Source organism: Mesorhizobium sp. M0293, assembly GCF_040321735.1.
Classification (GTDB): domain Bacteria; phylum Pseudomonadota; class Alphaproteobacteria; order Rhizobiales; family Rhizobiaceae; genus Mesorhizobium.
Genome location: NZ_JAMYSA010000025.1, coordinates 47,847 through 70,521, shown reverse-complemented (window position 1 = coordinate 70,521; position 22,675 = coordinate 47,847). Strand labels below are relative to the sequence as shown.

Genomic DNA, 22,675 nt, shown 5'->3' with positions numbered 1-22,675 from the left:
GACGAAAACTCGCCAATCTCAACGCCGATTATCTCGAAAATCTCATCCGTCAAAAATCAACGTTAACCTGAAGCGATTCCCCTGGCCTTGTGCGACGTGCCTGAGCCGCCTGGTGAGCGGAAATTATGCGGTTTGCGTAGCAGGTGCCGCAACCTTCTTCCAGTCCCCGGTCGTGTTCCACCAGCGATTCGGATTGGCGCGGTCGTCCAGTCCCTTGGAGCGGCTGGCCAGGATCGGCTGAATGCGGATCACCGGTTCCTGATAGGAGTGCGCCTGGAAAATCGCTTCGACGACGCGGGCGGCCAGCGTCTGGTCGTCCGGCAGTTCGAACGAAACCTCGACCGTGCCGGGGCGCCGCCGCAGTTCCGTTTCGGCGCCGGCGGCCGCGCCGTCAAGCGGCCTGTTGCGCTCGATGCCATGCGCCGACTGATAGGCGTTGCGGTCATATTTGCCCATGGCCAGCGGCACTATCGCCACCACTGCGTCCATGATGCGGTCCACGTCGGCGGCTGGAGCCTGGAAGGTCACAAGCAGAAGCAGTGTCATTCGCAACGATGTGGTTTCAAAGCCGCTATCGATCATGGAAGTGTCCTCATGTGTTTTAGGACACCCTTTTAGCCCTGGGCTCCTGACACGGTTCTGTCAGCAGCCTGTCGCCATGCCACGCCAATTCAGAGTTGGCGGCAGTTGGCGCTACAGGAGAACCTTGCGGATAAGCCTGACGCAAACCAGGCCGATATAGGCGGCGAAGAACAGGCCGAGCGACCAACCGAAGCCGGTTGGACCGAATGCATCCATGCCGATGCCAATCGCCTGCGGACCGAGAACCATGCCGACGCCGTAGCACAGCACGAAGGCGGCGTTGGCCGACGCCAGTTCATGGCCTGAAAGCTGCGAGCCGAGATGGGCAAGGCCGATCGTGTACATGGCAGCGACGACGCCGCCCCAGACGAACAGTAGTGCCGCCATCAGATGCCAATTCTGCGCGAAAAAGGGCATGAAGACCGTGCCGGCAAGGCCGACGGCGGCGCAAGCAATCAGCAGATAGCGGCGGTCGCTGACGCGGTCGCTGATCATGCCAATGGGAATCTGCAGCAGCACATTGCCGAGCCCGATCATGGTCAGGAGCAGGGCTGCGTCGGCTTCGGAATAGCCGATGCGGCTGCCGTAGATGGGGAACAGCGCAAAGCCTCCGGTTTCCACCGCGCCGAACACCAGCACGGCGGCGGTCGCCGACGGCACCAGCCAGATGTAGCGCAGGAAATTGCTGGTCTCGCCGTCGGAGACAATGGTCGGGCTCTCGTTGCGCGCCGCCAGCACCGGTATGGCTGCCAGCGCCACCAATCCGATGATGACGCCGAACGGCCTGAAGCCGGAGCTGCCGAGATGGGCGAACAGCCACGGCCCGGCGGCAAAGCCGAGCGACAGAACCGTGGCGTAAATGCCGAGGACAAGGCCGCGCCGGTGTGGCGGCGCCGAGGTGCTGATCCAGAATTCAGACAGGATGAACAGCACCGTCAGCGCGATGTGCAACACGATGCGCAATGGGAACCACATCCAGAAATCCGGCGCGAAATGGAAGCCGACAAAGGCCAGCGCGCCGGTGGCGATCATGGCAATCATGGTCCAGGCGACACCGAAGCGCATGGCGAGCGGTGTGGCGAGCGGCGCTCCGGCGATCGAGGCGAGACCGGCGACGGCCGTGTTGAGGCCGATCATCGAGGCCGAATGGCCGCGTGTTTCGAGGATGACGCTGAGCAATGGCATGCCAAGGCCGATGGCAATGCCGACGACGCTGATCGACGAGATTGCCGCCACCATAGGCAGCCAGTGTACGCGTTCGTCGCCCTGTTGTTGGGTATCGACCGTCATGGGGATGCTGAATACTCTGTCTTTTTGATCTTACGCAATTCCGGACGGAAAGCCGCGTCACACTTTTCCTGGAATTGCTCTAGAGAAGTTCGCGGGTGAAGCGGTTGCGGACAAGCCGGTAGAAGGGCACTGGGCCGCCTGGACGCAACAGCGGATCATGGGCGAGGCGCTTTTGTAGCTCGTCCAGGATCATTCGGGTGATGTCGGGTATGTCGGCTTCCCGGGCCTTGGCAAGTGGCAGCCAGACCAGCTCTTCGAGTTCGTTGGTCGGGCCGCCACCCGGCAGTTCGACCGCGACATCGTCGCGCCAGGCGCTGAAGAAGCGTGTGTCGAAGCGGCGCACCCGGTTGGGCGGCGTGATCGCGCGCGCAACGAAGCGCAGCATGTCTAGAGAGGGCTGCACGCCGTGTTCGGCAAAACCTTGCCAATCGGCCCTGGCCGTGGCGAAAGCGCCTTTGCGGCCGATCAGGAACCCGGCTTCCTCATAGGTCTCGCGGATGGCCGACAAGGCGATGGCGCGGGCTCGTGCGGGGCTTGTGCGGCCCGGCCCGGCGATCAGCCTGGCTTCCTGCTCAGGGTGCAATGCGGCGGCGACCGGGATGCGGCTGTCGGCCGGGTCGGTGCGGCCGCCGGGAAAGACGAACTTGCCTGGCATGAAGGCGTGACCGGCATGGCGGCGGCCCATCAGAACCAGCACGTCATCGCCCTTGCGGTCGAGCAGGATCAGCGTCGCGGCATCACGGGGGCGAATTGGCTGGTCGCTTTGGGCGATCATGCTCCGCTCGATCTTGTCGACTTCCGCCTTGGTCATACCGTCCATGCGCACGAACTAACGGAAACTTCTGGCAAGCGAAAGTGGCCTTTCACGGTCGGTATGTTGCGCCAGGCCGCAATCTTGGCTGCGACTCAGACTTCTGGATGCGGCTCGATCACGTCGTGTTCGCCGCCGAAGCCGTGCATATAGAAGGCCCATTGCAGTCCGATGACAGCACCCTTGACCGGCTGCAACAGCGCGACCGACAGAAGGATGGTCAGCGGCACCCAGATGGCGATGTGCTGCCACGTCGATAGGGTGGATGTCGCCTCCACACCCATGAAAGCGCCGAGCACAATGTGACCGACGATGACGATGACGAGATAGGCAGGCAGGTCGTCGGCGCGGTGGTGATGCAGTTCCTCGCCGCAGACACTGCATGTGTCGACGGTCTTGGTGAAAGCGCGAAACAGCTTGCCTTCGCCGCAATGCGGGCAGCGGCCGAGCAGGCCGCGCTTCATCGCCGTCCACAGCGGGCGGGCAGCCCGGCCCGAGTGATGTTCTCCGCCGAAAACCTGTTCTTCCGTGGCTGTTGTCATCATCGTCTCCTGCCGCGCGAACCCGGTCGCGATTGCGACGCGCGGGCGCGGCCCTTGGCCTTGTGAAACGACCGCTTGGAGCCCGGCAAAGGCTTCGGATCGGTCAACATCTCGAAGCGCATCGCGCCGGCCATCGGCGCCACCTCGACAAGCCGGACCTCGACGCGGTCCGCGAGCTGGTAGCCTTTGCCCGAGCGTTCTCCGAACAGGGAGCGGGCCGTTTCGTCGTAGATATAGTAATCGCCGTTCAATGTTGACACCGGGATGAAACCATCCGCGCCGTACTGCGGCAATTGGACAAATAGTCCTGATTTGGTGACGCCGGAGATGCGGGCGTCGAAACGGTCGTCGATGCGCTCGGCAAGATAGGCGGCGACCAGACGGTCGACCGTGTCCCGCTCTGCCGCCATTGCGCGGCGTTCCGTGCCTGAGATCAGCACCGCGACGTCTTCGAGCCGTGCCGCTTCGTCCTGCGTCAGCCCGCCCGGACCAAGGCCGAGTGCGGCAATAAGTCCGCGATGCACGATCAGATCGGCGTAGCGCCGGATCGGCGAGGTGAAGTGAGCGTAGCGCCTGAGGTTCAGACCGAAATGGCCGATGTTCTTGGGCGAGTATTCGGCCTGGCTCTGCGAGCGCAGCACCACTTCGTTGACCAAGCCCTCATTGTCGGCGCCGCGCACGCGCTCCAGGATGCCATTGAACTGGCTCGGCTGCATCTGCGCGCCGCGCGCCAGCGACAGGCCAAGCGTCTGCAGGAACTCGCGCAGCGATTCCTGCTTGGCGAGAGATGGCGCGTCATGGATGCGGTAGACCAACTCCTGCTTCTTCGCCTCCAGCGTCTCGGCTGCCGCGACATTGGCCTGGATCATGAATTCTTCGATGAGCTTGTGGGCATCGAGCCGCTCCGGCACGATGACGCGATCGACGGTGCCGTCCGGCTTGAGCAGGATCTTGCGCTCCGGCAGATCGAGTTCGAGCGGCTGGCGGCCCTCGCGGCCATGCTTGAGGGTCGCATAGGCATCCCACAGCGGCTTCAGCACCGTATCGAGGATCGGGCCGGTCTTCTCGTCCGGCACGCCGTCGATCGCTGCTTGTGCCTGGCTATAGGCGAGCTTTGCCGCCGACTTCATCATGACGCGATGGAAGGAGTGCCTGAGCTTGCGGCCCTCGGCCGAAAAGATCATGCGCACCGCCAGCGCCGGGCGATCCTGGCCCTCGCGCAGCGAGCAGAGATCGTTGGAGATGCGCTCGGGCAGCATCGGCACCACGCGATCCGGGAAATAGACCGAATTGCCGCGCTTCAGCGCCTCGCGGTCGAGCGCGGTGCCATAGCGCACATAGGCCGCGACATCGGCGATCGCCACCGTGGCGACTACGCCGCCGGGGTTCTTCTCGTCGAGATCCGGCGTGGCGAAAACGGCGTCGTCATGGTCCTTGGCGTCGGCCGGATCGATGGTGACCAGCGGCAGGTCGCGCCAGTCCTCGCGGTGGGCAAGCGTTGCCGACTTGACGGCTTCGGATTCGGCGATGACGTCGGCCGGAAAGATATGCGGAATGTCGTGCGCGTGGATGGCGATCATCGAGACCGCCTTTTCGCTGGTCAGCGAACCCAGCACGTTGAGCACCTTGGCTCTCGGCAGGCCATAGCGGGAGGCGCGCGCGGGCTCGACCTCGACCAGGTCGCCGCTTTTGGCGCCGTTCTGGAATTCCTTGTCGACGATCAGTTCTGGCTGGCGCCGTTCCACCGGTTCGATGCGGAAGGTGCCGTCCTGCAGAATGCGAAAGACACCGAGCACGGCATCGCTGCGTTTTTCGAAAATCTTTACCACCCGTCCGGTGTATGCCGGGCCACCCAGGGCGACATTCGTCTCGTCGGCGGGAAAGGTCTTGGCCAGCACGCGGTCGCCAATGCCGGGCGCCGGTCCACCACCACTGCGCGACAGGCGGATGGAAACGATGGGTGGCGGTCCATTGGCTGTGTGTTCGGTGGGACGCGCCAACAGCACGCCATCGGCGTCACGGTCAAAAATATCGAGGACCGTGACGTGGGGCAGGGCACCGACGCGAGCCAACCCCTTGCGCTCCTTGGTCAGAAAACCTTCGTCCTGCAGGTCGCGCAGCAGATCCTTCAGCCAGATGCGGTCGTCGCCGCGCAGCGCGAACGCCTTGGCGATGTCGCGTTTTCCGGCGCGATCGGGATTTTCGGCGATGTAGCGCAGGATTTCGTCGCGCGATGGCCGATAGTCGTCCTTGACCTTGGCCCTGGTGTCGGCGGTGCGCGGATCGCCGTGGGTTCTACCGGTGATCTTGCGCGCCACGCCGTCCTATCCTTTTTTCTTCGCGGCCGGCTTCTTCGCAGCCGGCTTTTGGGCCGCCGTTTTCCTGGCTGCCGTTTTCTTGGTCGTCGGGGCCTTGGCCGCTGCCGCCTTGCGGAACGGCTTCTTGCCGCCGCCACCCTTGGCTTCCTTCTCGGCAATCAGCGCAAGCGCGTCCTCTATGGTCACCGATTGCGGATCCCTGCCCTTGGGCAGGGTGGCGTTGACCTTGCCGAAATTCACGTAGGGTCCGTATTTGCCGTCGCGTACGACGATCTTGCCGCCGCCATCGGGGTGCTCGCCAAGCTCCTTGAGCGCAGCGGCAGTGCCGCCATTGCGGCCGCCTTTGCCCTTCAACTGCTTCTCGGCGATCACCGACACGGCGCGGTTCAGTCCGATCGAGAACACGTCCTCGATGCTGTCGAGATTGGCGTAGGTGCCGTCATGTAGGACGAACGGGCCGTAGCGGCCGAGCCCGGCCGAGATCATCTTGGCCGTTTCCGGATGCTGGCCGACATCGCGCGGCAGCGACAGCAGCGCCAGCGCCTTCTCGTGATCGATCGATTCTGCCGTCCAGCCCTTGGGTAGGCTGGAGCGCTTGGCTTCCTTGCCGTCGCCGCGCTGCAGGTAGGGGCCGAAGCGGCCGCTCCGCAGCGTGATTTCCTCTGACGTATACGGATCCTTGCCGATGACCTTGGTGCCGTCTTCGCTGCCGCCATTCTCGCCGTTCGGATTGGCGGCGTCGCCGAGTTGGCGGGTGAAGGAGCATTCGGGATAGTTCGAGCAGCCGACGAAGGCGCCGAACTTGCCGAGTTTCAGCGACAGATTGCCGGTGCCGCATTTCGGGCAGATGCGCGGATTGGAGCCATCCTCGCGCGCGGGAAACACCAGGGGCGCCAGTTCCTCATTGAGCGCATCGAGCACGTCGGTGACGCGCAGCTCCTTGATGTCGCCGACGGCGCCCGAAAAATCCTTCCAGAAATCGCGCAGCACATCCTTCCAGGCGAGCTTGCCGTCGGAAATCTCGTCGAGCTTTTCCTCAAGGGACGCGGTGAAGTCGTACTCGACGTAGCGCTTGAAGAAGCTTTCGAGAAAGGCGGACAGCAGCCGGCCCTTGGCCTGCGGCACGAGCCGGCGCTTGTCGATGGTGACGTAGTCGCGATCCTCGAGCGTCTTCAGGATCGCCGTGTAGGTAGAAGGCCGGCCGATGCCGAGCTCTTCCAGCTTCTTGATCAGCGAAGCCTCGGAATAACGCGGCGGCGGCTCGGTGGTATGCTGGGTCGCATTGATCGCCTGGCGGGCAAGCTGCTCGCCGGCGCGGATTTCGGGCAGGCGACGGTTTTCCTCGTCTTCCGCGTCATCTTCCTTCTGGTCGGTGTAGGCGGCAATGAAGCCGTCGAAGCGAACGACCGAGCCGATGGCGCGAAGCTCGGCTGTGCGCGCACCGTTGACCGCCTCGATTTCGGCGGTGGTGCGCTCGATCTCAGCCGGCTGCATCTGGCTGGCGATGGCGCGCTTCCAGATCAACTCATAGAGGCGCATCTGGTCGGAATCGAGATATTGCCTGACCGATGCCGGAGTGCGCATGAAATCCGTCGGGCGGATCGCTTCGTGCGCTTCCTGGGCATTCTTGGCCTTGGTCGTGTAAAGGCGTGGCTTTTCCGGCAGGTATTTCGGGCCGAATTCCTTGGCGATTGCATCGCGTGCGGCGTCGATCGCCTCGGGTGCCATCTGCACGCCGTCGGTTCGCATATAGGTGATCAGGCCGGTGGTCTCGCCGCCGATCTCCATGCCTTCATAGAGCCGCTGTGCCACCTGCATGGTGCGGCTGGCCGAGAAGCCAAGGCCGGATGAAGCGGCCTGCTGCAGCGTCGAGGTGGTAAAGGGCGGGCCGGGATTGCGCTTGGTCGGCTTGGCTTCGACCGACACGGCCTTGAAGGTCGCGCCTTCGAGCATCGTCTTGATGTCGTCGGCCTGCGCCTTGTTGGAAATGTCGAGCTTTTGCAGCTTCTTGCGGTCGAAGGCGGTCAGCCGCGCTTCGAAATTCTCGTTGCGCGGCGTGCCGAGCAGAGCTGATATCTGCCAGTATTCCTCGCGGATGAAGCGCTCGATCTCGGATTCGCGGTCGCAGACCAGACGCAGTGCAACCGACTGGACGCGGCCGGCCGAGCGGGCGCCCGGCAGCTTGCGCCACAGCACTGGAGACAGCGTGAAACCGACGAGATAATCCAGCGCCCGGCGGGCGAGATAGGCATCGACCAGCGGCGCATCGATCTGGCGCGGATTGGCCATTGCTTCCAGCACCGACGATTTGGTGATGGCGTTGAAGACGACGCGGCTGACCGGCTTGTCCTTCAGTGCGCGCTTCTGCTTCAGCACCTCCAGCACATGCCAGGAGATGGCTTCACCTTCGCGATCCGGATCGGTGGCGAGGATCAGGCCGTCGGCATCTTTGACCGCCTTGGCGATATCGGCAAGCCGCTTACCCGAGGCGGTGTCGACCGCCCAGGACATGGCGAAATCCTCGTCCGGACGCACCGAGCCATCCTTGGCCGGCAAATCGCGGACATGGCCGAACGAGGCCAGAACCTTGTAGTTCTTGCCGAGGTATTTGTTGATGGTCTTTGCCTTGGCCGGCGATTCGACGACGACGACGTCCATGAGGTCTCATATCAGCTGTGGTGCGGCAGAAGAATTCCGCTGCGCGCGACGAAATCTCGTTCTATTTGTCGCTCACATGGCCGCGCTTTTGCATCCGGTCAAGGGGAAGCGCCCAAATTGCGGGGCCCTCCGCAGCAATACACTCTTAGAGTGTATGGAGAAAATCACAGAATTTGGATTGCGGCGATGGCGGGCCCGAGTCGTCGGAAAACGATGCGATTCATTTTTCCGCCGAGTCGCAGAAACGCCGGCTGGGATATCGCATGAGGGCGGCGCTATGACAGGTTGTTTGGTGCTGGCCGCCGGGTTTGGAGGGACACCCGGCAGCCGACCGAAGTTCCGCCAGCGGCAGAACCCGGATTGAGAAGCTAGTCGGCCTTGACGATATGCCAGACCTCGCCGACACCATCTCCGGTGACATCGCCGGGTTTCTTGTCCTTGATGAAGGTATAGACCGGCTTGCCGTCATAGGCCCACATCTTGGTGCCGTCGGTGCGGTCGACAACGCTCCATTCGTCGTCCGCCTTGGCGCCGGCTTCGGCCTTCAGCGGCGGCCAGTTGGTGGCGCATTTGTCGTAGCAGTTGCTCTTGCCCTTCTCGTCCTTGTCATAGGTATAAAGCGTCATGCCGTTGGCGTCGGTGTAGATCTTGGTGCCATTGACCTCGGCTTCCTTCCACGCATCGGCGGCGAAGGAGGCAGCGGTGCTGAGCAGAAGCGCTGCCAACCCTACGGTTATGGTTTTCATGAAAATCTCCCTGACTGATATCTGGAGACGCGCGGGAAATCGCGGCCTCACTGTATCAACGCCTGCGGACCGTCGTTTCTTCCCCGGCAGAGCGTCGGCCAGGGATGATCAAGGGATGATCTTGCCAACACAATGGTGATTGGTGGACAAGGCTGCGCGTCGCTATATCGGCGTAACGGTATTGGAGTTCTCGGAAATGGCATTGGACATCGGCTATGTCAGCGCGGTCGGGGCGGGGGCGATCTCGTTCCTGTCGCCTTGCGTGCTGCCGCTGGTGCCACCCTATCTCTGCTATATGGCAGGCGTCTCGGTCGACGATTTCCGCGGCAATGCGGGTGCGGCGGCGCGCGACGGCGCGCGCGGTGCGCTGCTCTACTCCTCGATCGCCTTCGTGCTGGGCTTCTCGACCGTCTTTGTCGCGCTGGGCGCCGGCGCCTCGACCATCGGCCGGCTGCTGCGGGTCTGGCAGGAACAACTGGCGATGGGCGCCGGTGTGCTGATCATCCTGATGGGCCTGAACTTCCTCGGCATCTTGCGCATTCCGCTGCTGTCGCGCGAGGCGCGCTTCCAGTCGCAGGGCAAGCCGGCAAGCGCGATCGCCGCCTATGTCATGGGACTGGCCTTCGCCTTCGGCTGGACGCCGTGCATCGGCCCGGTGCTGGGACCGATCCTGACGCTGGCCGGCGGCCGTGAGACGGTGGGCGAGGGCGCGCTGCTGCTTGCCGCCTATTCGCTCGGCTTGGGCATCCCGTTCCTGATCGCCGCTCTGTTTTCCGGCGCCTTCATGCGCTTCCTCAGCAAATTCCGCGTCCATCTCGGCCGCGTCGAAAAGGCGATCGGCGCGCTGCTGATCGTCGCCGGCGTGTTTTTCCTCACCGGTGGCGTGCAGACCGTGTCGTATTGGCTGCTGGAGAATTTTCCTGTGCTGGGACGGCTGGGGTAGGCGACCATGTTGGTTTGCTATTAACCTCTTGATCGCGGTTAGAATAAAATACAAAATACGGCAGGTGGAGGGACCCTTCAAATGCTGAAAGGCTTGTTTGATAGCGTTGCCGGTTTCGCAATTTTTTTGTTGATGTTGGTTATATATTTTCCCGGCGGAACCATCATCATGGCGCTGTCATGCAATTCGCGCAAACTTGATGGTTGGGATTGGGTGCTTTCCGTCATCATTCCTGGATTCGGACTGCTGAAGTCCTTTTTTTCTTCTGCGTGCTGAAATGCTGCTTGGTAGAATTTTGACGTTAATTTTTCTCGTCATGTCATCTGCTTCGAGTGGCGCGGAATCTCATAGCTGTCTTATATCAGTCGATAAAAAGGAACTAATAGAATCGGTCCTATGTGGCCAAGCGGCCAAAGAGCCCGAGTATCAACAATTCGGCCCAGGCTGCTTCAAACGATCAATAGAAAAGCGCTTAGAAGACAGTGCTGCTCAGATCTATATGTATAAGCTTTGCGGAGACACAAAGTTTTCAAATGAAATGCTTGAAGGAAACGTGAGAGCTTTGGAGTTTATGGAGCTGCTGGCGCCTTGCGTTTCAGAATCCGTCGACATAAGGGCCGTGATGGATGATCGATATCAATTCGTCGAACGGAAGGCCGCTGGGCTAACGTGCACCTCGGATACTCGAGCGTTGCTTTCGCAACGCCGCGCTTTTTTTGAGGGCTTGATCGCCCAAAGCCAAGACGAGTCGCTGGTCATTAAGATTCTTAGCAGGTTGCGAATACGGTTGGATGACCAAGGTAATCTCGTTGATGACTGAGTTTCCGTCCTCCTCCGTCGGTTGACAAAGTTCCGGCAGTTCTTCCCGTCTCACCCGAATTTAACCGCATTGGTGCAGCATGGCGCCACTGCTAGCATGCTTTGATTCCCAACCCTTTCATATGGTTGTCCATCCATGAGCCAGAGATCCTGCCTGTCCGTCATTCTCGCCGCCGGCGAGGGCACGCGCATGAAGAGTGCGCTGCCCAAGGTGCTGCACCAGATCGCCGGGCTGCCGATGGTTGCGCATGTGGTGAAGGCGGCCGAAGCCGCCGGCGCCGGCAGCCAGGCGCTGGTGATCGGACACGGGGCGGACGAGATGCGCAAGGCTGCCCAAAAATTCGCGCCAAAGGCCGAGACCTTCGTGCAGGAAAAGCGCCTTGGCACAGCGCACGCGGTGTTGGCCGCGCGCGAAGCGATATCAAAGGGTTATGACGATATCCTGGTGATGTTCGGTGACACGCCGCTGATCGACGCGGATGCGCTCATCGTGGCGCGGCTGAAACTGGCGGAAGGTGCTGCCGTCGTCGTCATCGGTTTCCGTCCGCCCAATCCGATCGGCTATGGCAGGCTGATCGAAAAAGACGGCAAGTTGGTCGCCATCCGCGAGGAGAAGGATTGCTCGGAGGAGGAAAAGAAAATCACCTTCTGCAATGCCGGCATGATGGCGGTGGCCGGTGCGCACGCGCTGAACCTGCTCGACGCGGTTGGCAACAAGAATGCCAAGGGTGAGTATTACCTGACCGACATTGTCGAGATCGCCGGCGCGCGGGGGCTGGACGTCGTAGCCACTGAAGCCAGTTTCGAAAGCGCGCTCGGCATCAACAACCGCGCCGAACTGGCGCAAGCCGAGGGCATCTGGCAGGCGCGCCGCCGCCATGAGGCAATGCTGTCGGGCGTGACCCTGATTGCGCCCGAGACCGTGTATTTCTCGCACGACACCGAAATCGGCGCCGACACCGTGGTCGAACCCAATGTCTGGTTCGGCCCAGGGGTGAAGATCGCAACCGGCGCCAAGATCCATGCCTTCAGCCACATCGAAGGCGCCACCATCGCTTCGAATTGCGATGTCGGGCCGTTCGCGCGGCTGCGGCCGGGTGCCGATCTCAGGCAAAAGGCCAAAGTCGGCAATTTCTGCGAGGTCAAGCAGGCTGTCATCGAGGAGGGCGCCAAGGTCAATCACCTGACCTATATCGGCGATGCGCGGATCGGCGCGGGAGCCAATATAGGCGCCGGCACCATCACCTGCAATTATGACGGATATTCGAAGTTTTTCACCGACATCGGCGAGGGCGCCTTTGTCGGCTCGAATTCCTCATTGGTGGCGCCAGTCACCATAGGCAAGAGCGGCTATATCGCCTCTGGCAGCGTCATCACTGAAGACGTACCTGAAGACGCGTTGGCCTTCGGCCGAGCCCGCCAGAAGACGATCCCCGGCAAGGGCAAGGAGCTGCGCGAGCGGTTTGCTTCGGCCGCTGCTGCGAAGAAAAAGTAAGCCCGGCCTTGCAAAAACGCGAACGAATGCAGTAACGGGATTGCAAGAGCGGTCTGTCATAGTGCATCGACAGGAATAAGCGTTCCGTTACACGGGACGAAATGCAATGTGACTTTCGCGGTAGGCCGGCCATCCCTAAATAGCGCTGGTTTTCCATGGGGAATCGGGGGCTGTCTGCATGTGCGGTATCGTTGGAATCGTCGGCCACTCGCAGGTTGCGCCGCTCATCGTCGATGCGCTGAAGCGGCTCGAATATCGCGGCTATGACTCGGCCGGCGTCGCCACCATCGAGCACGGCCAGCTTGCCCGCCGCCGCGCCGAAGGCAAGCTGATCAATCTCGAGCGCCGGCTCAAGGACGAGCCGCTCGACGGCACGATCGGCATCGGTCACACGCGCTGGGCGACGCATGGCGTACCCAACGAGACCAATGCGCATCCGCATTTTTCCGACGGCGTCGCCATCGTCCACAATGGCATCATCGAGAATTTCGCCGAGTTGCGCGACGAACTGATCCGCGACGGCTATTCTTTCTCGTCGCAGACCGACACCGAGGTCGTGGCGCATCTGGTGGCGCGCGAACTTGCCAAGGGGCTGAAGCCAGTTGATGCCGCGCACCAGGCGCTGATGCGGCTGGAAGGCGCTTTCGCGCTGGCGATCATGTTCAAGGGCGATGAAGACCTGATCGTCGGCGCCCGCAACGGTCCGCCGCTGGCTGTCGGCCATGGTGATGGCGAGATGTTTTTAGGGTCCGACGCCATCGCGCTCGCCCCGTTCACCAATTCGATCACCTATCTCGAAGATGGTGACTGGGCGGTGGTGCGCCGCGACGGCGTCACCATCTTCGACATCGACGGCACAAAGGTCGACCGCAAGCGCCAGCAGTCTCTCTCGACCAGCTTCATGGTCGACAAGGGCAACAGGCGCCACTTCATGGAGAAGGAAATCCATGAACAGCCGGAAGTGATCTCGCACACGCTGGCGAATTATCTCGACTTTGTCGGCGGCGCCTCCAAGCCACTCGATCTACCTTTCGATTTCGCCAATATCGACCGGCTGGCGATTTCGGCTTGCGGTACGGCGTATCTCGCCGGCCTGATCGGCAAATACTGGTTCGAGCGCTACGCGCGGCTGCCGGTCGACATCGATGTCGCCTCCGAATTCCGCTACCGCGAAATGCCGCTGTCGAAGAACGATGCCGCCTTCTTCATCTCGCAGTCGGGCGAGACCGCCGACACGCTGGCCTCGCTGCGCTACTGCCGCAAGGCGGGGATGAAGATCGGCGCCGTCGTTAATGTGCGGGAATCGACCATGGCGCGCGAATCCGACGTCGTGCTGCCGACGCTCGCCGGGCCGGAGATCGGCGTCGCCTCGACCAAGGCGTTCACCTGCCAGCTTTCGGTACTGGCATCGCTGGCCGTGCGCGCCGGCGTGGCGCGCGGAACGATTTCGAAGGAGCAGGAAAAGATCTTCGTGCGCGAACTGTCGGAAGCGCCGCGCTTTGCCAACCAGGTGCTGAAGCTCGACCATCAGATCGAAAAGATCGCGCGTGAGCTCGCGCACTACAAGAACGTGCTCTATCTCGGCCGCGACACCAACTTCCCGCTGGCCATGGAAGGCGCGCTAAAACTCAAGGAAATCTCCTACATCCATGCCGAGGGCTATGCCGCGGGCGAACTGAAGCATGGCCCGATCGCGCTGATCGACGAGAACATGCCGGTCATCGTCATCGCGCCACATGACCGCATTTTCGAAAAAACCGTGTCGAACATGCAGGAAGTGGCGGCACGCGGCGGCAAGATCATCCTGATCACCGACAGCAAGGGTGCGGCACTGACGAGCGTGAAGACGATGGAGACGATCGTGCTGCCCGACGTGCCGGAAATCATCTCGCCGATCATCTACGCGCTACCGATCCAGATGCTCGCCTATTTCACCGCCGTGTTCATGGGCACGGACGTCGACCAGCCGCGCAATCTGGCGAAATCGGTGACGGTGGAATAGGCGCTTTTAAACAGGCGCCTTTAAAAACTTCGCAGTTCCAATACGCCCTCTGGTTCACTATGTTGCGCTGCAACCCGCGCCCCGGTGAACCATGTCCGATGCCCCCAAGACCTCCGGCGTGACCCGGCTGAGGAACTATTTCCTCACAGGCTTCGTCGTCTGTGCGCCACTGGCGATCACCGCCTATATCGCCTGGTCGTTCATCGGCTGGGTCGATTCCTGGGTGAAGCCCTATATTCCGGCTCGTTACAGCCCCGATACCTACCTGTCGTTTCCGGTGCCGGGGTTCGGGCTGATCGTCGCGTTGATCCTGATCACGCTGATAGGCTTCCTGACGGCCAACATAGTCGGCCGCGCCATCGTCAATTTCGGCGAGCGGCTGCTCGGACGCATGCCGCTGGTGCGCGGCATATACGGTTCGCTGAAGCAAATTTTCGAGACCGTGCTGTCGAACAAGGGCGACATGTTCCGCCAGGTCGGGCTGGTCGAATATCCGCGCAAGGGCGTCTGGTCGCTAGTGTTCGTCGCCAGCGAGAAGGAGACCGAGATCAACCAGAAGCTCGACCAGGCAGGCGATCCGCTGATTGCCGTCTTCATGCCCTGCACACCGAACCCGACCACTGGGTTCCTGATGTATGTGCCGAAGTCGGACATCGTGCTGCTCGACATGACGATTGAGGACGGCGCCAAGCTGATCGTCTCGGCCGGGCTGGTGGCGCCCGAGGTCAAGCAGATGGTTGTCGTGAACGGCGAGCCGATCGAGGGAATGCTTGCCAATCCGTCGATTGCCGCATTGGCTCAGCCGGCGCGCAAGAGCCGCACGGCCTCGTCGCGGCCGAACAAATAGAGCAACAGGCGCAACGCCTCGCCTCGGTCTGATTGCAGCTCCGGATCGCGCGACAGGATCAGCCTGGCGTCGTCGCGAGCAGCCTCCAGAAGATCGGCGTGCACCTCGATGCGTGCCACCTGAAAGCCTGGTGTGCCGGACTGGCGGGTGCCTAGCAATTCGCCTTCGCCGCGCAACCTCAGGTCCTCTTCTGCGATCAGGAAGCCGTCCTCGGTCTCGCGCATCACCGACAACCGGCGCTTCGCGGTTTCGCCGAGCGGGTCCTTGTAGAGCAGTACGCAGGAAGATGGCTTGTCACCGCGCCCGACCCGGCCGCGCAACTGGTGCAGTTGCGCCAAGCCAAAGCGCTCGGCATGTTCGATGACCATGACGGTGGCGTCGGGCACATCGACGCCAACCTCGATCACCGTGGTGGCAATCAGGATGCGTGTCTCGCCCTGCTTGAAGGCGCGCATCGCCTCGTCCTTCTCGGTGCCCTTCATGCGGCCATGGACAAGGCCGATGCGGTCGCCGAACAGCGGCTTCAGCGAGGCAAAACGGTCCTCGGCCGACATCAGCTTGATCTCTTCGGATTCCTCGACCAGCGGACAGATCCAGTAGATCTTCTGGCCGCCGGCGACGGCGTCGACCATGCGGCCGACCAGTTCGTCCAGCCTTTCCAGCGGCAAGGTGACGGTGCGGATCGGCTGGCGGCCGGCCGGCTTTTCCGTCAGCTTCGACACGTCCATGTCGCCGAAGGCGGTCAGCACCAGCGTGCGCGGGATTGGTGTCGCCGTCATCACCAGCATGTCTGGTGCATCGCCCTTGGCGGTGATGGCAAGGCGCTGATGGACGCCGAAGCGGTGCTGCTCGTCAATGACGGCGAAGACCAGGTCGTGGAAGGTCACGGTCTCCTGGAACAGCGCGTGGGTACCGACGACGATGTCGATCTCGCCGCCGGCCAGACCGGCCAGCGTGTCGGTGCGCTCGCGGCCCTTTTCGCGGCCGGTGAGAATGGCGATGCGCAGTCCGACCTTGGCGGCAAGCGGCGCGATCGTCGCCAGATGCTGGCGCGCCAGGATCTCGGTCGGCGCCATCAGGGCGGCCTGGCCGCCGGCCTCGACGGCACGCGCCATGGCGAGCAGCGCGACGACCGTCTTGCCGGAGCCAACGTCGCCCTGCAAAAGCCGCAGCATGCGTTCGGGATCGGCGAGGTCGGCATTGATTTCGGCCAGCGCAAACTCCTGGCTTGATGTCAGCGAATAGGGCAGTGCGGCGCGCAGTTTCTCGGCGATGCGACCATCGCCGACCAGGGGACGCCCGGACAGGCGGCGGACTTTTGCCCGCACCAGCGCCAGCGATACCTGGCCCGCCAGCAACTCGTCATAGGCGAGCCGCCGCCATGCGGCGCCGTCGATGGAGACGTCGATCGGATCTGCCGGATTGTGGATGCGTGCGAGCGCATCGCCAAAGGCCGCAAATGTGTGCCGGCGCATGAAGGCGCCGTCCTGCCATTCGGGAAATTCAGGCACGCGCGCAAGCGCCTGGCCGATTGCCCGGCGCAGCACCTTGCCTGAGAGCCCCGCGGTGAGCGGATAGACCGGTTCGACCAGCGGCAGGTTTTCCGCTTCGCTGGCCAGCGCAATATGGTCGGGGTGGACCATGCTCGGGCGGCCGTTAAACCATTCCATGCGGCCGGAGACCACGACATGCTCGCCCTCGGGCATTGCCTTTTCGAGATAGGAAGCGTGGGCATGGAAGAAGGTCAGCGCGATCTCGCCGGTGTCGTCATGGGCGTAGACCCGGTAGGGCACCGACCTGTTGCCGCGCGGCGGCGGCTGGTGGCGGTCGATGCGCACGTCGAGAGTGACGATCTGGCCTTCGGCCGAACCGGCAATACCCGGACGGCTGCGGCGGTCGATGACGGTGTGCGGCAGCACGAACAGAAGGTCGCCGGCGCGCGCGGCGCGATCACCGAGATCGGCGGCGACGACCTTCTCGATCAGGGCGCCAACCTTCGGCCCGACGCCGGCAAGCGAGGTGATCGGAACAAACAGCGGATCGAGGATGGTGGGGCGCATGATGTCAGCTTATGTCGCGGCGGTTACAGCGCAAGGCTGACAGCACCTTCTATCCACGCTATATGCGCCGCAGCAAGTGAGGATGCGGCACAATGACTGGAACGACGAGATCAAGCGAGGGGCTGGACGCCTGCCGCCGCAAGCTTCTGTTTCGCTCCTGGCATCGCGGCATGCGCGAGATGGATCTGATCCTCGGCACTTTCGCCGACGCTGAGATCGGCGCCTTGACCGGCGAGGAAATCGACCAATATGAGAAGCTTCTCGACATTCCCGACACCGAATTCCTGCCCATGGTCACCGGCGAACGCCCGGTCCCGGCGGATATCGATTGTGCCGTCCTGCAAAAGATCCTGGCTTTCCGCCACCCAATGACATTCTGAACACAAGCAATTCCAGGAAAAGTGCGAAGCGGTTTTCCGTTTGGAATTGCGATAAAACAAGACCGTGATTTCATGAGCCTCATTCCCACAATCGGTCTGCCGAAAGGCCGCGCCGGCCAATTCATCGTCGACGGCGTCGCCGATGGCTACGAAGCTTTCGCGCTGGTACAGGCGGCACTCGAGATCGCGCCGGACAAGCCGGTGCTGTTCGTGGCGCGCGACGGCCAGCGGCTGCCGGCGATCATCGAGGCGCTGTCCTTCGCGGCCCCCGGCCTTCCCGTGCTGGAACTGCCGGCCTGGGATTGTTTGCCCTACGACCGCGTCTCGCCCGGTTCGGACGCCGCCGCCAAGCGCCTGGATGCGCTGACCGCCATGATCGCGCTGGCGAAAAAACCGCATCGCGCCGTCATCCTCACCACCGCCAATGCGCTGCTGCAGCGTATTCCGCCGGCCGAACTGGTCGAGGCACAGACTTTTCATGCCAGGCCAGGCAACCAGATCGACATGAACGCGCTGGTGTCGCGGCTGGAGACGTCCGGCTTCGAACGCGTGCCGACGGTACGCGGCATCGGCGAATTCGCGGTGCGCGGCGGCATTCTCGACCTGTTCGCGCCCGGCTGGGCCGAGGCGCTCAGGCTCGACTTTTTCGGCGACACGCTGGAATCGATTCGTGTCTTCGATGCGGCCACCCAGCGCACCACCGGCCAACGCAAGTCGATGGCGCTGCAGGCGATGAGCGAAGTGGCGCTGACGCCGGAAACGATCAGCCGCTTCCGCCGCTCCTATATCGAAGCTTTTGGCGCGCCGCAGCGCGACGACGGGCTCTATGCGGCGGTCAGCGAAGGCAGGCGCTTCGCCGGCATGGAGCACTGGCTGCCGTTCTTCTACGAGCGGTTGGAGACGGTGTTCGACTATCTCACCGATACGCCTGTCGTCTTCGACCATCTGGCGCATGAGGCGCTGGCCGAACGCCGCACGCTGATCCTCGATCACTACGAGGCGCGCAGGAAGCAGGCCGATGGTGCCTTGAAGGACGCCGTGCCCTACAAGCCGGTGCCGCCGGACATGCTCTATCTCTCGCCGGAAAACCTGATCGCCTCGCTCGGGCCGCGTGAAGCGATCGATTTCACGCCCTTCGATGCTCCCGATGCCGGCGCGAAGAAAGTCTACCACGCCGGTTCGCGCCACAGCCGCAGCTTCGTTGAGGAACGCGCCGACCCGAGCATCAATGTGTTCGACGTCGTCGTCAAACACATCGCCGATGAGCGAGCTGCGCGCCGCCGCGTCGTCATTGCCGGCTGGACCGAGGGCTCGCTCGACCGGCTTGGCCAGATTCTCGCCGAACACCACCTCGGCAACCTCAAGCAGGTTGCAACGTTGGCAGAAGCCGAAAAGCTCGAGCCGGGGCAGGCGGCGCTCGCCGTGCTGCCGCTCGAATCCGGCTTCGAGACCGAAAAACTGGTCGTCGTCGCCGAGCAGGACATTCTCGGCGACCGGCTGATCCGGCGCTCGAAGCGCAAGAAGCGTCCCTCGGATTTCATTGCCGAAGCCTCGGCGCTGTCGGCGGGCGACGTCGTCGTCCATGCCGACCACGGCATCGGCCGTTTCATCGGCTTGCGCACCATCGAAGCGGTCGGCGCGCCGCATGATTGCCTGGAAATCCATTATGCTGGCGACGACCGGCTGTTCCTGCCGGTCGAAAACATCGAGCTTCTGTCACGCTACGGTTCTGACACAGCCGAGGCGACGTTGGACAAGCTCGGCGGCGGCGCCTGGCAGTCGCGCAAGGCGCGGCTGAAGAAACGCCTGCTCGACATGGCCGGGCAATTGATCCGCATCGCCGCCGAACGGCAGATGCGCGCCGCACCGGCGCTGGTGCCGGCCGAAGGTCTCTATGGCGAGTTCTCCGCCCGCTTCCCCTATGAGGAGACCGATGACCAGCAGACGGCGATCGACTCCGTGCGCGACGACCTTGGCGCCGGCAAGCCGATGGACCGGCTGATCTGCGGCGATGTCGGCTTCGGCAAGACGGAAGTGGCACTTCGCGCGGCCTTCATCGCGGCGATGGAAGGCTTTCAGGTGGCGGTGGTGGTACCGACAACACTGTTGTCGCGCCAGCATTTCAAGACGTTTTCGCAGCGCTTTTCTGGCCTGCCGATCCGCGTCGCCCAGGCCTCGCGGCTGGTCGGCGCCAAGGAACTGGCTGAAACCAAGAAAGGCATCGCCGAAGGCCAGGTTGACATCGTCATCGGCACCCATGCGCTGCTGGGGTCCGCGATCTCGTTCAAGAATCTTGGCCTGCTGATCATCGACGAGGAGCAGCACTTTGGCGTCAAGCACAAGGAACGGCTGAAGGACCTGAAGACCGATGTGCACGTGCTGACGCTGTCGGCGACGCCGATCCCGCGTACGCTGCAACTGGCACTGACCGGGGTGCGCGAACTGTCGCTGATCGCCACCCCGCCGGTCGACCGCCTGGCAGTGCGCACCTTCATCTCGCCCTTCGATCCGCTGGTGATCCGCGAAACGCTGCTGCGCGAACGCTATCGCGGCGGGCACTCCTTCTACGTGGTGCCGCGCATCAGCGATCTCTCAGAAATCCATGATTTCCTGAAAGAATCCGTGCCCGAGCTGAAAGTGGCGGTGGCCCATGGCCAGATGCCGCCGGGCGAACTCGACGACATCATGAATGCCTTCTATGACGGCCAGTACGATGTGCTGCTGTCGACCACCATCGTCGAATCCGGCCTCGACATCCCAACGGCCAACACGCTGATCATCCACCGCGCCGACATGTTCGGCCTTTCGCAGCTCTACCAACTGCGCGGCCGCGTCGGCCGCTCGAAGGTGCGCGCGTATGCGCTGTTCACGCTGCCAGCCAACCGCAAGCTGACCGACACCGCCGAGCGCCGGCTGAAGGTGCTGCAATCGCTGGATACGCTGGGCGCCGGCTTCCAGCTCGCCAGCCACGACCTTGATATCAGAGGCGCCGGCAATCTTCTGGGCGAAGAGCAGTCCGGCCACATCAAGGAGGTCGGCTTCGAACTCTACCAGCAGATGCTGGAAGAGGCCGTCGCCGAGGTGAAGGATTCCGGCGAGGTGCAGGACGGCGGCTGGTCGCCGCAAATCGCCGTCGGCACGGCGGTGATGATCCCGGAAAGCTATGTTCCGGACCTGCAGCTCAGGCTGGCGCTCTATCGCCGCCTCGGCGATCTCGAAAACACCGAGGAGATCGATGCTTTCGGCGCCGAGCTGATCGACCGGTTCGGCCCGCTGCCGGAGGAGGTCAAGCATCTCCTCAAGATCGTCTTCATCAAGGCGCTCTGCCGCAAGGCCAATGTCGAAAAGCTCGATGCCGGGCCGAAAGGCGTCGTCATCCATTTCCGCAAGCGTGAATTCTCCAACCCGGTCGGGCTGGTCCGGTTCATCGGCGAGCAGGGGTCGCTGGCCAAGATCCGGCCGGACCACAGCGTCGTCTTCGTGCGCGACTGGCCAACGCCCGAGAAGCGGCTGGCGGGCTCCGCGGTCGTCATGACACAACTGGCGCGGCTGGTGGAGAAGGCGGCGGCGTAGGGCAGGGATAGGACACCGCCTCGCCAGGCGGGCATTCGCCACGCAGCCAAATCCGGTCTAGAATAGGAAATCGGCTTCGTGTATGGAGCCGCGATCCCTTTATGGGGCGGGTTGGCGGGCGATGGCGCCCATTTGTTTGTTAGACGCAATTCCGGGCGGAAAACCGCTTCACACTTTTCCTGGAATTGCTCGGAAAGAGCGTTGGGTGCAGCGATGACGAAATGGTCGCCGAATTCTTGGAGAGCAAAACCGATCAAGCAGGTTCCTGCTTATCCGGACCTTGCCGCGCTGAAGACCACGGAAGCCCAGCTCGCGACCTTTCCGCCGCTGGTCTTTGCAGGTGAGGCACGCAAGCTGAAGAAGCAGCTTGCGGCCGTCGCTGCCGGTGACGCATTCCTTCTCCAGGGTGGCGATTGCGCCGAGAGCTTCGCCGAGCATGGCGCGGATAACATCCGCGACTTCTTCCGCGTATTCCTGCAGATGTCGGTAGTGCTGACCTTCGCCGGCGCACAGCCGGTGGTGAAGGTCGGCCGCGTAGCCGGCCAGTTCGCCAAGCCGCGTTCGTCCGACAACGAGACCAAGGGCGGGGTGACGCTGCCCAGCTATCGCGGCGATATCATCAACGGCATCGAATTCGACGCCAAGTCGCGCATTCCCGATCCTGCCCGCCAGGAGATGGCCTACCGCCAGTCGGCGGCGACGCTCAACCTTCTGCGCGCCTTCGCGCAGGGCGGTTATGCCAGCCTGGAGAATGTGCATAGCTGGATGCTCGGCTTCGTGTCCGACAGCCCGCAGGGCGAAAAGTATGAGTCGCTCGCCAACCGCATCACCGAGACGATGGACTTCATGAAGGCCGTCGGCATCACCTCGGAAACTAACTACGCCCTGCGCGAAACCGATTTCTACACCAGCCACGAGGCGTTGCTGCTCGGTTATGAGGAGGCGCTGACCCGCGTCGATTCGACCTCCGGCGACTGGTATGCCACCTCGGGCCATATGATCTGGATCGGCGACCGTACCCGCCAGCCCGACCATGCGCATGTCGAATATTGCCGGGGCATCAAGAACCCGCTCGGGCTGAAATGCGGCCCGTCGCTGACGCCGGACGGCTTGCTGGAGCTGATCGACCTGCTCAATCCCGAGAACGAGCCCGGCCGGCTGACACTGATCGCGCGCTTCGGTTCCGACAAGGTCGCCGACCATCTGCCGAAGCTGGTGCGCGCGGTGCAGAAGGAAGGCCGCAGCGTGGTGTGGTCTTCGGACCCGATGCACGGCAACACGATCGAGGCCGCCGGCTACAAGACGCGGCCGTTCGACCGCATCCTGAAGGAGGTGCAGACCTTCTTCGAGGTGCACCGCGCCGAAGGCACGCATCCGGGCGGTATCCATGTCGAGATGACCGGCAAGAACGTCACCGAATGTACCGGTGGCGCGCGCGCCATCACCGCCGAGGAGTTGCAGGACCGCTACCACACCCATTGCGACCCGCGCCTCAACGCCGACCAGGCGATCGAACTTGCCTTCCTGGTCTCGGATCTCTTGAAGAAGAGCCACCCGGTGCAGCACAAGCAGGCCGTCAACGGCTGAGCTTGATTTCGGCATGAATGGT

17 protein-coding genes are annotated in these 22,675 nt (G+C 62.7%); 9 read left to right on the top strand and 8 right to left on the bottom strand.

Annotated features, from left to right (window positions below):
* Window positions 1–123 precede the first annotated feature (123 nt).
* The 7 genes from NKJ06_RS12345 to NKJ06_RS12315 all read right to left on the bottom strand — a co-directional run bounded on the left by NKJ06_RS12345 (window position 124) and on the right by NKJ06_RS12315 (window position 8,947).
* Entirely contained in the window at window positions 124–582 is a 459-nt protein-coding gene (locus NKJ06_RS12345) for a YqfO family protein (RefSeq protein WP_352627930.1), read from the bottom strand.
* Between the two features lie 111 nt (window positions 583–693).
* Window positions 694–1,872: an MFS transporter gene (locus NKJ06_RS12340; RefSeq protein WP_352627929.1), complete on the bottom strand. Its 1,179-nt coding sequence runs from the start codon at window positions 1,870–1,872 to the stop codon at window positions 694–696.
* Between the two features lie 79 nt (window positions 1,873–1,951).
* Entirely contained in the window at window positions 1,952–2,692 is a 741-nt protein-coding gene (locus NKJ06_RS12335; RefSeq protein ID WP_352627928.1) for an NUDIX hydrolase, read from the bottom strand.
* An 86-nt stretch (window positions 2,693–2,778) separates the two neighbouring features.
* Complete coding sequence (locus NKJ06_RS12330) at window positions 2,779–3,225, bottom strand: DUF983 domain-containing protein (protein WP_352627927.1); 447 nt, start codon at window positions 3,223–3,225, stop codon at window positions 2,779–2,781.
* A complete protein-coding gene (rnr, locus tag NKJ06_RS12325; RefSeq protein ID WP_352627926.1) occupies window positions 3,225–5,543 on the bottom strand; it encodes a ribonuclease R in 2,319 nt (772 codons plus the stop codon). The genes NKJ06_RS12330 and rnr overlap by 1 nt, the downstream gene beginning before the upstream one ends.
* A 6-nt stretch (window positions 5,544–5,549) precedes the next feature.
* A complete protein-coding gene (gene topA, locus NKJ06_RS12320) occupies window positions 5,550–8,201 on the bottom strand; it encodes a type I DNA topoisomerase (RefSeq protein WP_352627925.1) in 2,652 nt (883 codons plus the stop codon).
* Window positions 8,202–8,569: 368 nt separating this feature from the next.
* Complete coding sequence (locus NKJ06_RS12315) at window positions 8,570–8,947, bottom strand: COG4315 family predicted lipoprotein (protein ID WP_352627924.1); 378 nt, start codon at window positions 8,945–8,947, stop codon at window positions 8,570–8,572.
* A 196-nt stretch (window positions 8,948–9,143) separates the two neighbouring features.
* On the opposite strand from NKJ06_RS12315, the gene NKJ06_RS12310 reads away from it, so the two are divergent.
* The 6 genes from NKJ06_RS12310 to NKJ06_RS12285 all read left to right on the top strand — a co-directional run bounded on the left by NKJ06_RS12310 (window position 9,144) and on the right by NKJ06_RS12285 (window position 15,053).
* A complete protein-coding gene (locus NKJ06_RS12310) occupies window positions 9,144–9,890 on the top strand; it encodes a cytochrome c biogenesis CcdA family protein (RefSeq protein ID WP_352627923.1) in 747 nt (248 codons plus the stop codon).
* An 81-nt stretch (window positions 9,891–9,971) separates the two neighbouring features.
* A complete protein-coding gene (locus NKJ06_RS12305; RefSeq protein WP_352627922.1) occupies window positions 9,972–10,166 on the top strand; it encodes a hypothetical protein in 195 nt (64 codons plus the stop codon).
* A gap of 1 nt (window position 10,167) precedes the next feature.
* Window positions 10,168–10,710 (top strand): hypothetical protein, encoded by a 543-nt coding sequence (locus tag NKJ06_RS12300; protein ID WP_352627921.1) that lies wholly within the window; start codon window positions 10,168–10,170, stop codon window positions 10,708–10,710.
* Window positions 10,711–10,845: 135 nt separating this feature from the next.
* Window positions 10,846–12,204 carry a bifunctional UDP-N-acetylglucosamine diphosphorylase/glucosamine-1-phosphate N-acetyltransferase GlmU gene (glmU, locus tag NKJ06_RS12295; RefSeq protein ID WP_352627920.1) on the top strand — a complete coding sequence of 453 codons (1,359 nt, stop codon included), beginning with the start codon at window positions 10,846–10,848 and terminating at the stop codon, window positions 12,202–12,204.
* Between the two features lie 178 nt (window positions 12,205–12,382).
* The gene (gene glmS / locus NKJ06_RS12290) at window positions 12,383–14,206 is read left to right on the top strand and encodes a glutamine--fructose-6-phosphate transaminase (isomerizing) (RefSeq protein ID WP_352627919.1); all 1,824 of its coding nucleotides are present in this window, start codon (window positions 12,383–12,385) and stop codon (window positions 14,204–14,206) included.
* A 91-nt stretch (window positions 14,207–14,297) separates the two neighbouring features.
* Window positions 14,298–15,053: a DUF502 domain-containing protein gene (locus NKJ06_RS12285; protein ID WP_352627918.1), complete on the top strand. Its 756-nt coding sequence runs from the start codon at window positions 14,298–14,300 to the stop codon at window positions 15,051–15,053.
* On the opposite strand, the gene recG is transcribed toward NKJ06_RS12285, so the two are convergent.
* Window positions 15,005–17,113 (bottom strand): ATP-dependent DNA helicase RecG, encoded by a 2,109-nt coding sequence (gene recG, locus NKJ06_RS12280; protein WP_352627917.1) that lies wholly within the window; start codon window positions 17,111–17,113, stop codon window positions 15,005–15,007. The genes NKJ06_RS12285 and recG overlap by 49 nt on opposite strands.
* Window positions 17,114–17,205: 92 nt before the next feature.
* On the opposite strand from recG, the gene NKJ06_RS12275 reads away from it, so the two are divergent.
* The 3 genes from NKJ06_RS12275 to NKJ06_RS12265 all read left to right on the top strand — a co-directional run bounded on the left by NKJ06_RS12275 (window position 17,206) and on the right by NKJ06_RS12265 (window position 22,653).
* Window positions 17,206–17,493: a succinate dehydrogenase assembly factor 2 gene (locus NKJ06_RS12275; protein WP_352627916.1), complete on the top strand. Its 288-nt coding sequence runs from the start codon at window positions 17,206–17,208 to the stop codon at window positions 17,491–17,493.
* Window positions 17,494–17,565: 72 nt separating this feature from the next.
* Window positions 17,566–21,066, top strand: coding sequence for a transcription-repair coupling factor (mfd, locus tag NKJ06_RS12270; protein WP_352627915.1), 3,501 nt, complete (start codon window positions 17,566–17,568; stop codon window positions 21,064–21,066).
* A gap of 213 nt (window positions 21,067–21,279) precedes the next feature.
* Complete coding sequence (locus NKJ06_RS12265; protein WP_352605358.1) at window positions 21,280–22,653, top strand: class II 3-deoxy-7-phosphoheptulonate synthase; 1,374 nt, start codon at window positions 21,280–21,282, stop codon at window positions 22,651–22,653.
* Window positions 22,654–22,675: the final 22 nt, after the last annotated feature.

Coding starts and splice junctions, on each gene's coding strand:
- NKJ06_RS12345 (WP_352627930.1), bottom strand. CDS start 582: ATGATCGATAGCGGCTTTGAAACCACATCGTTGCGAATGACACTGCTT.
- NKJ06_RS12340 (WP_352627929.1), bottom strand. CDS start 1,872: ATGACGGTCGATACCCAACAACAGGGCGACGAACGCGTACACTGGCTG.
- NKJ06_RS12335 (WP_352627928.1), bottom strand. CDS start 2,692: ATGGACGGTATGACCAAGGCGGAAGTCGACAAGATCGAGCGGAGCATG.
- NKJ06_RS12330 (WP_352627927.1), bottom strand. CDS start 3,225: ATGACAACAGCCACGGAAGAACAGGTTTTCGGCGGAGAACATCACTCG.
- topA (WP_352627925.1), bottom strand. CDS start 8,201: ATGGACGTCGTCGTCGTCGAATCGCCGGCCAAGGCAAAGACCATCAAC.
- NKJ06_RS12315 (WP_352627924.1), bottom strand. CDS start 8,947: ATGAAAACCATAACCGTAGGGTTGGCAGCGCTTCTGCTCAGCACCGCT.
- NKJ06_RS12310 (WP_352627923.1), top strand. CDS start 9,144: ATGGCATTGGACATCGGCTATGTCAGCGCGGTCGGGGCGGGGGCGATC.
- NKJ06_RS12305 (WP_352627922.1), top strand. CDS start 9,972: ATGCTGAAAGGCTTGTTTGATAGCGTTGCCGGTTTCGCAATTTTTTTG.
- NKJ06_RS12300 (WP_352627921.1), top strand. CDS start 10,168: ATGCTGCTTGGTAGAATTTTGACGTTAATTTTTCTCGTCATGTCATCT.
- glmU (WP_352627920.1), top strand. CDS start 10,846: ATGAGCCAGAGATCCTGCCTGTCCGTCATTCTCGCCGCCGGCGAGGGC.
- glmS (WP_352627919.1), top strand. CDS start 12,383: ATGTGCGGTATCGTTGGAATCGTCGGCCACTCGCAGGTTGCGCCGCTC.
- NKJ06_RS12285 (WP_352627918.1), top strand. CDS start 14,298: ATGTCCGATGCCCCCAAGACCTCCGGCGTGACCCGGCTGAGGAACTAT.
- recG (WP_352627917.1), bottom strand. CDS start 17,113: ATGCGCCCCACCATCCTCGATCCGCTGTTTGTTCCGATCACCTCGCTT.
- NKJ06_RS12275 (WP_352627916.1), top strand. CDS start 17,206: ATGACTGGAACGACGAGATCAAGCGAGGGGCTGGACGCCTGCCGCCGC.
- mfd (WP_352627915.1), top strand. CDS start 17,566: ATGAGCCTCATTCCCACAATCGGTCTGCCGAAAGGCCGCGCCGGCCAA.
- NKJ06_RS12265 (WP_352605358.1), top strand. CDS start 21,280: ATGACGAAATGGTCGCCGAATTCTTGGAGAGCAAAACCGATCAAGCAG.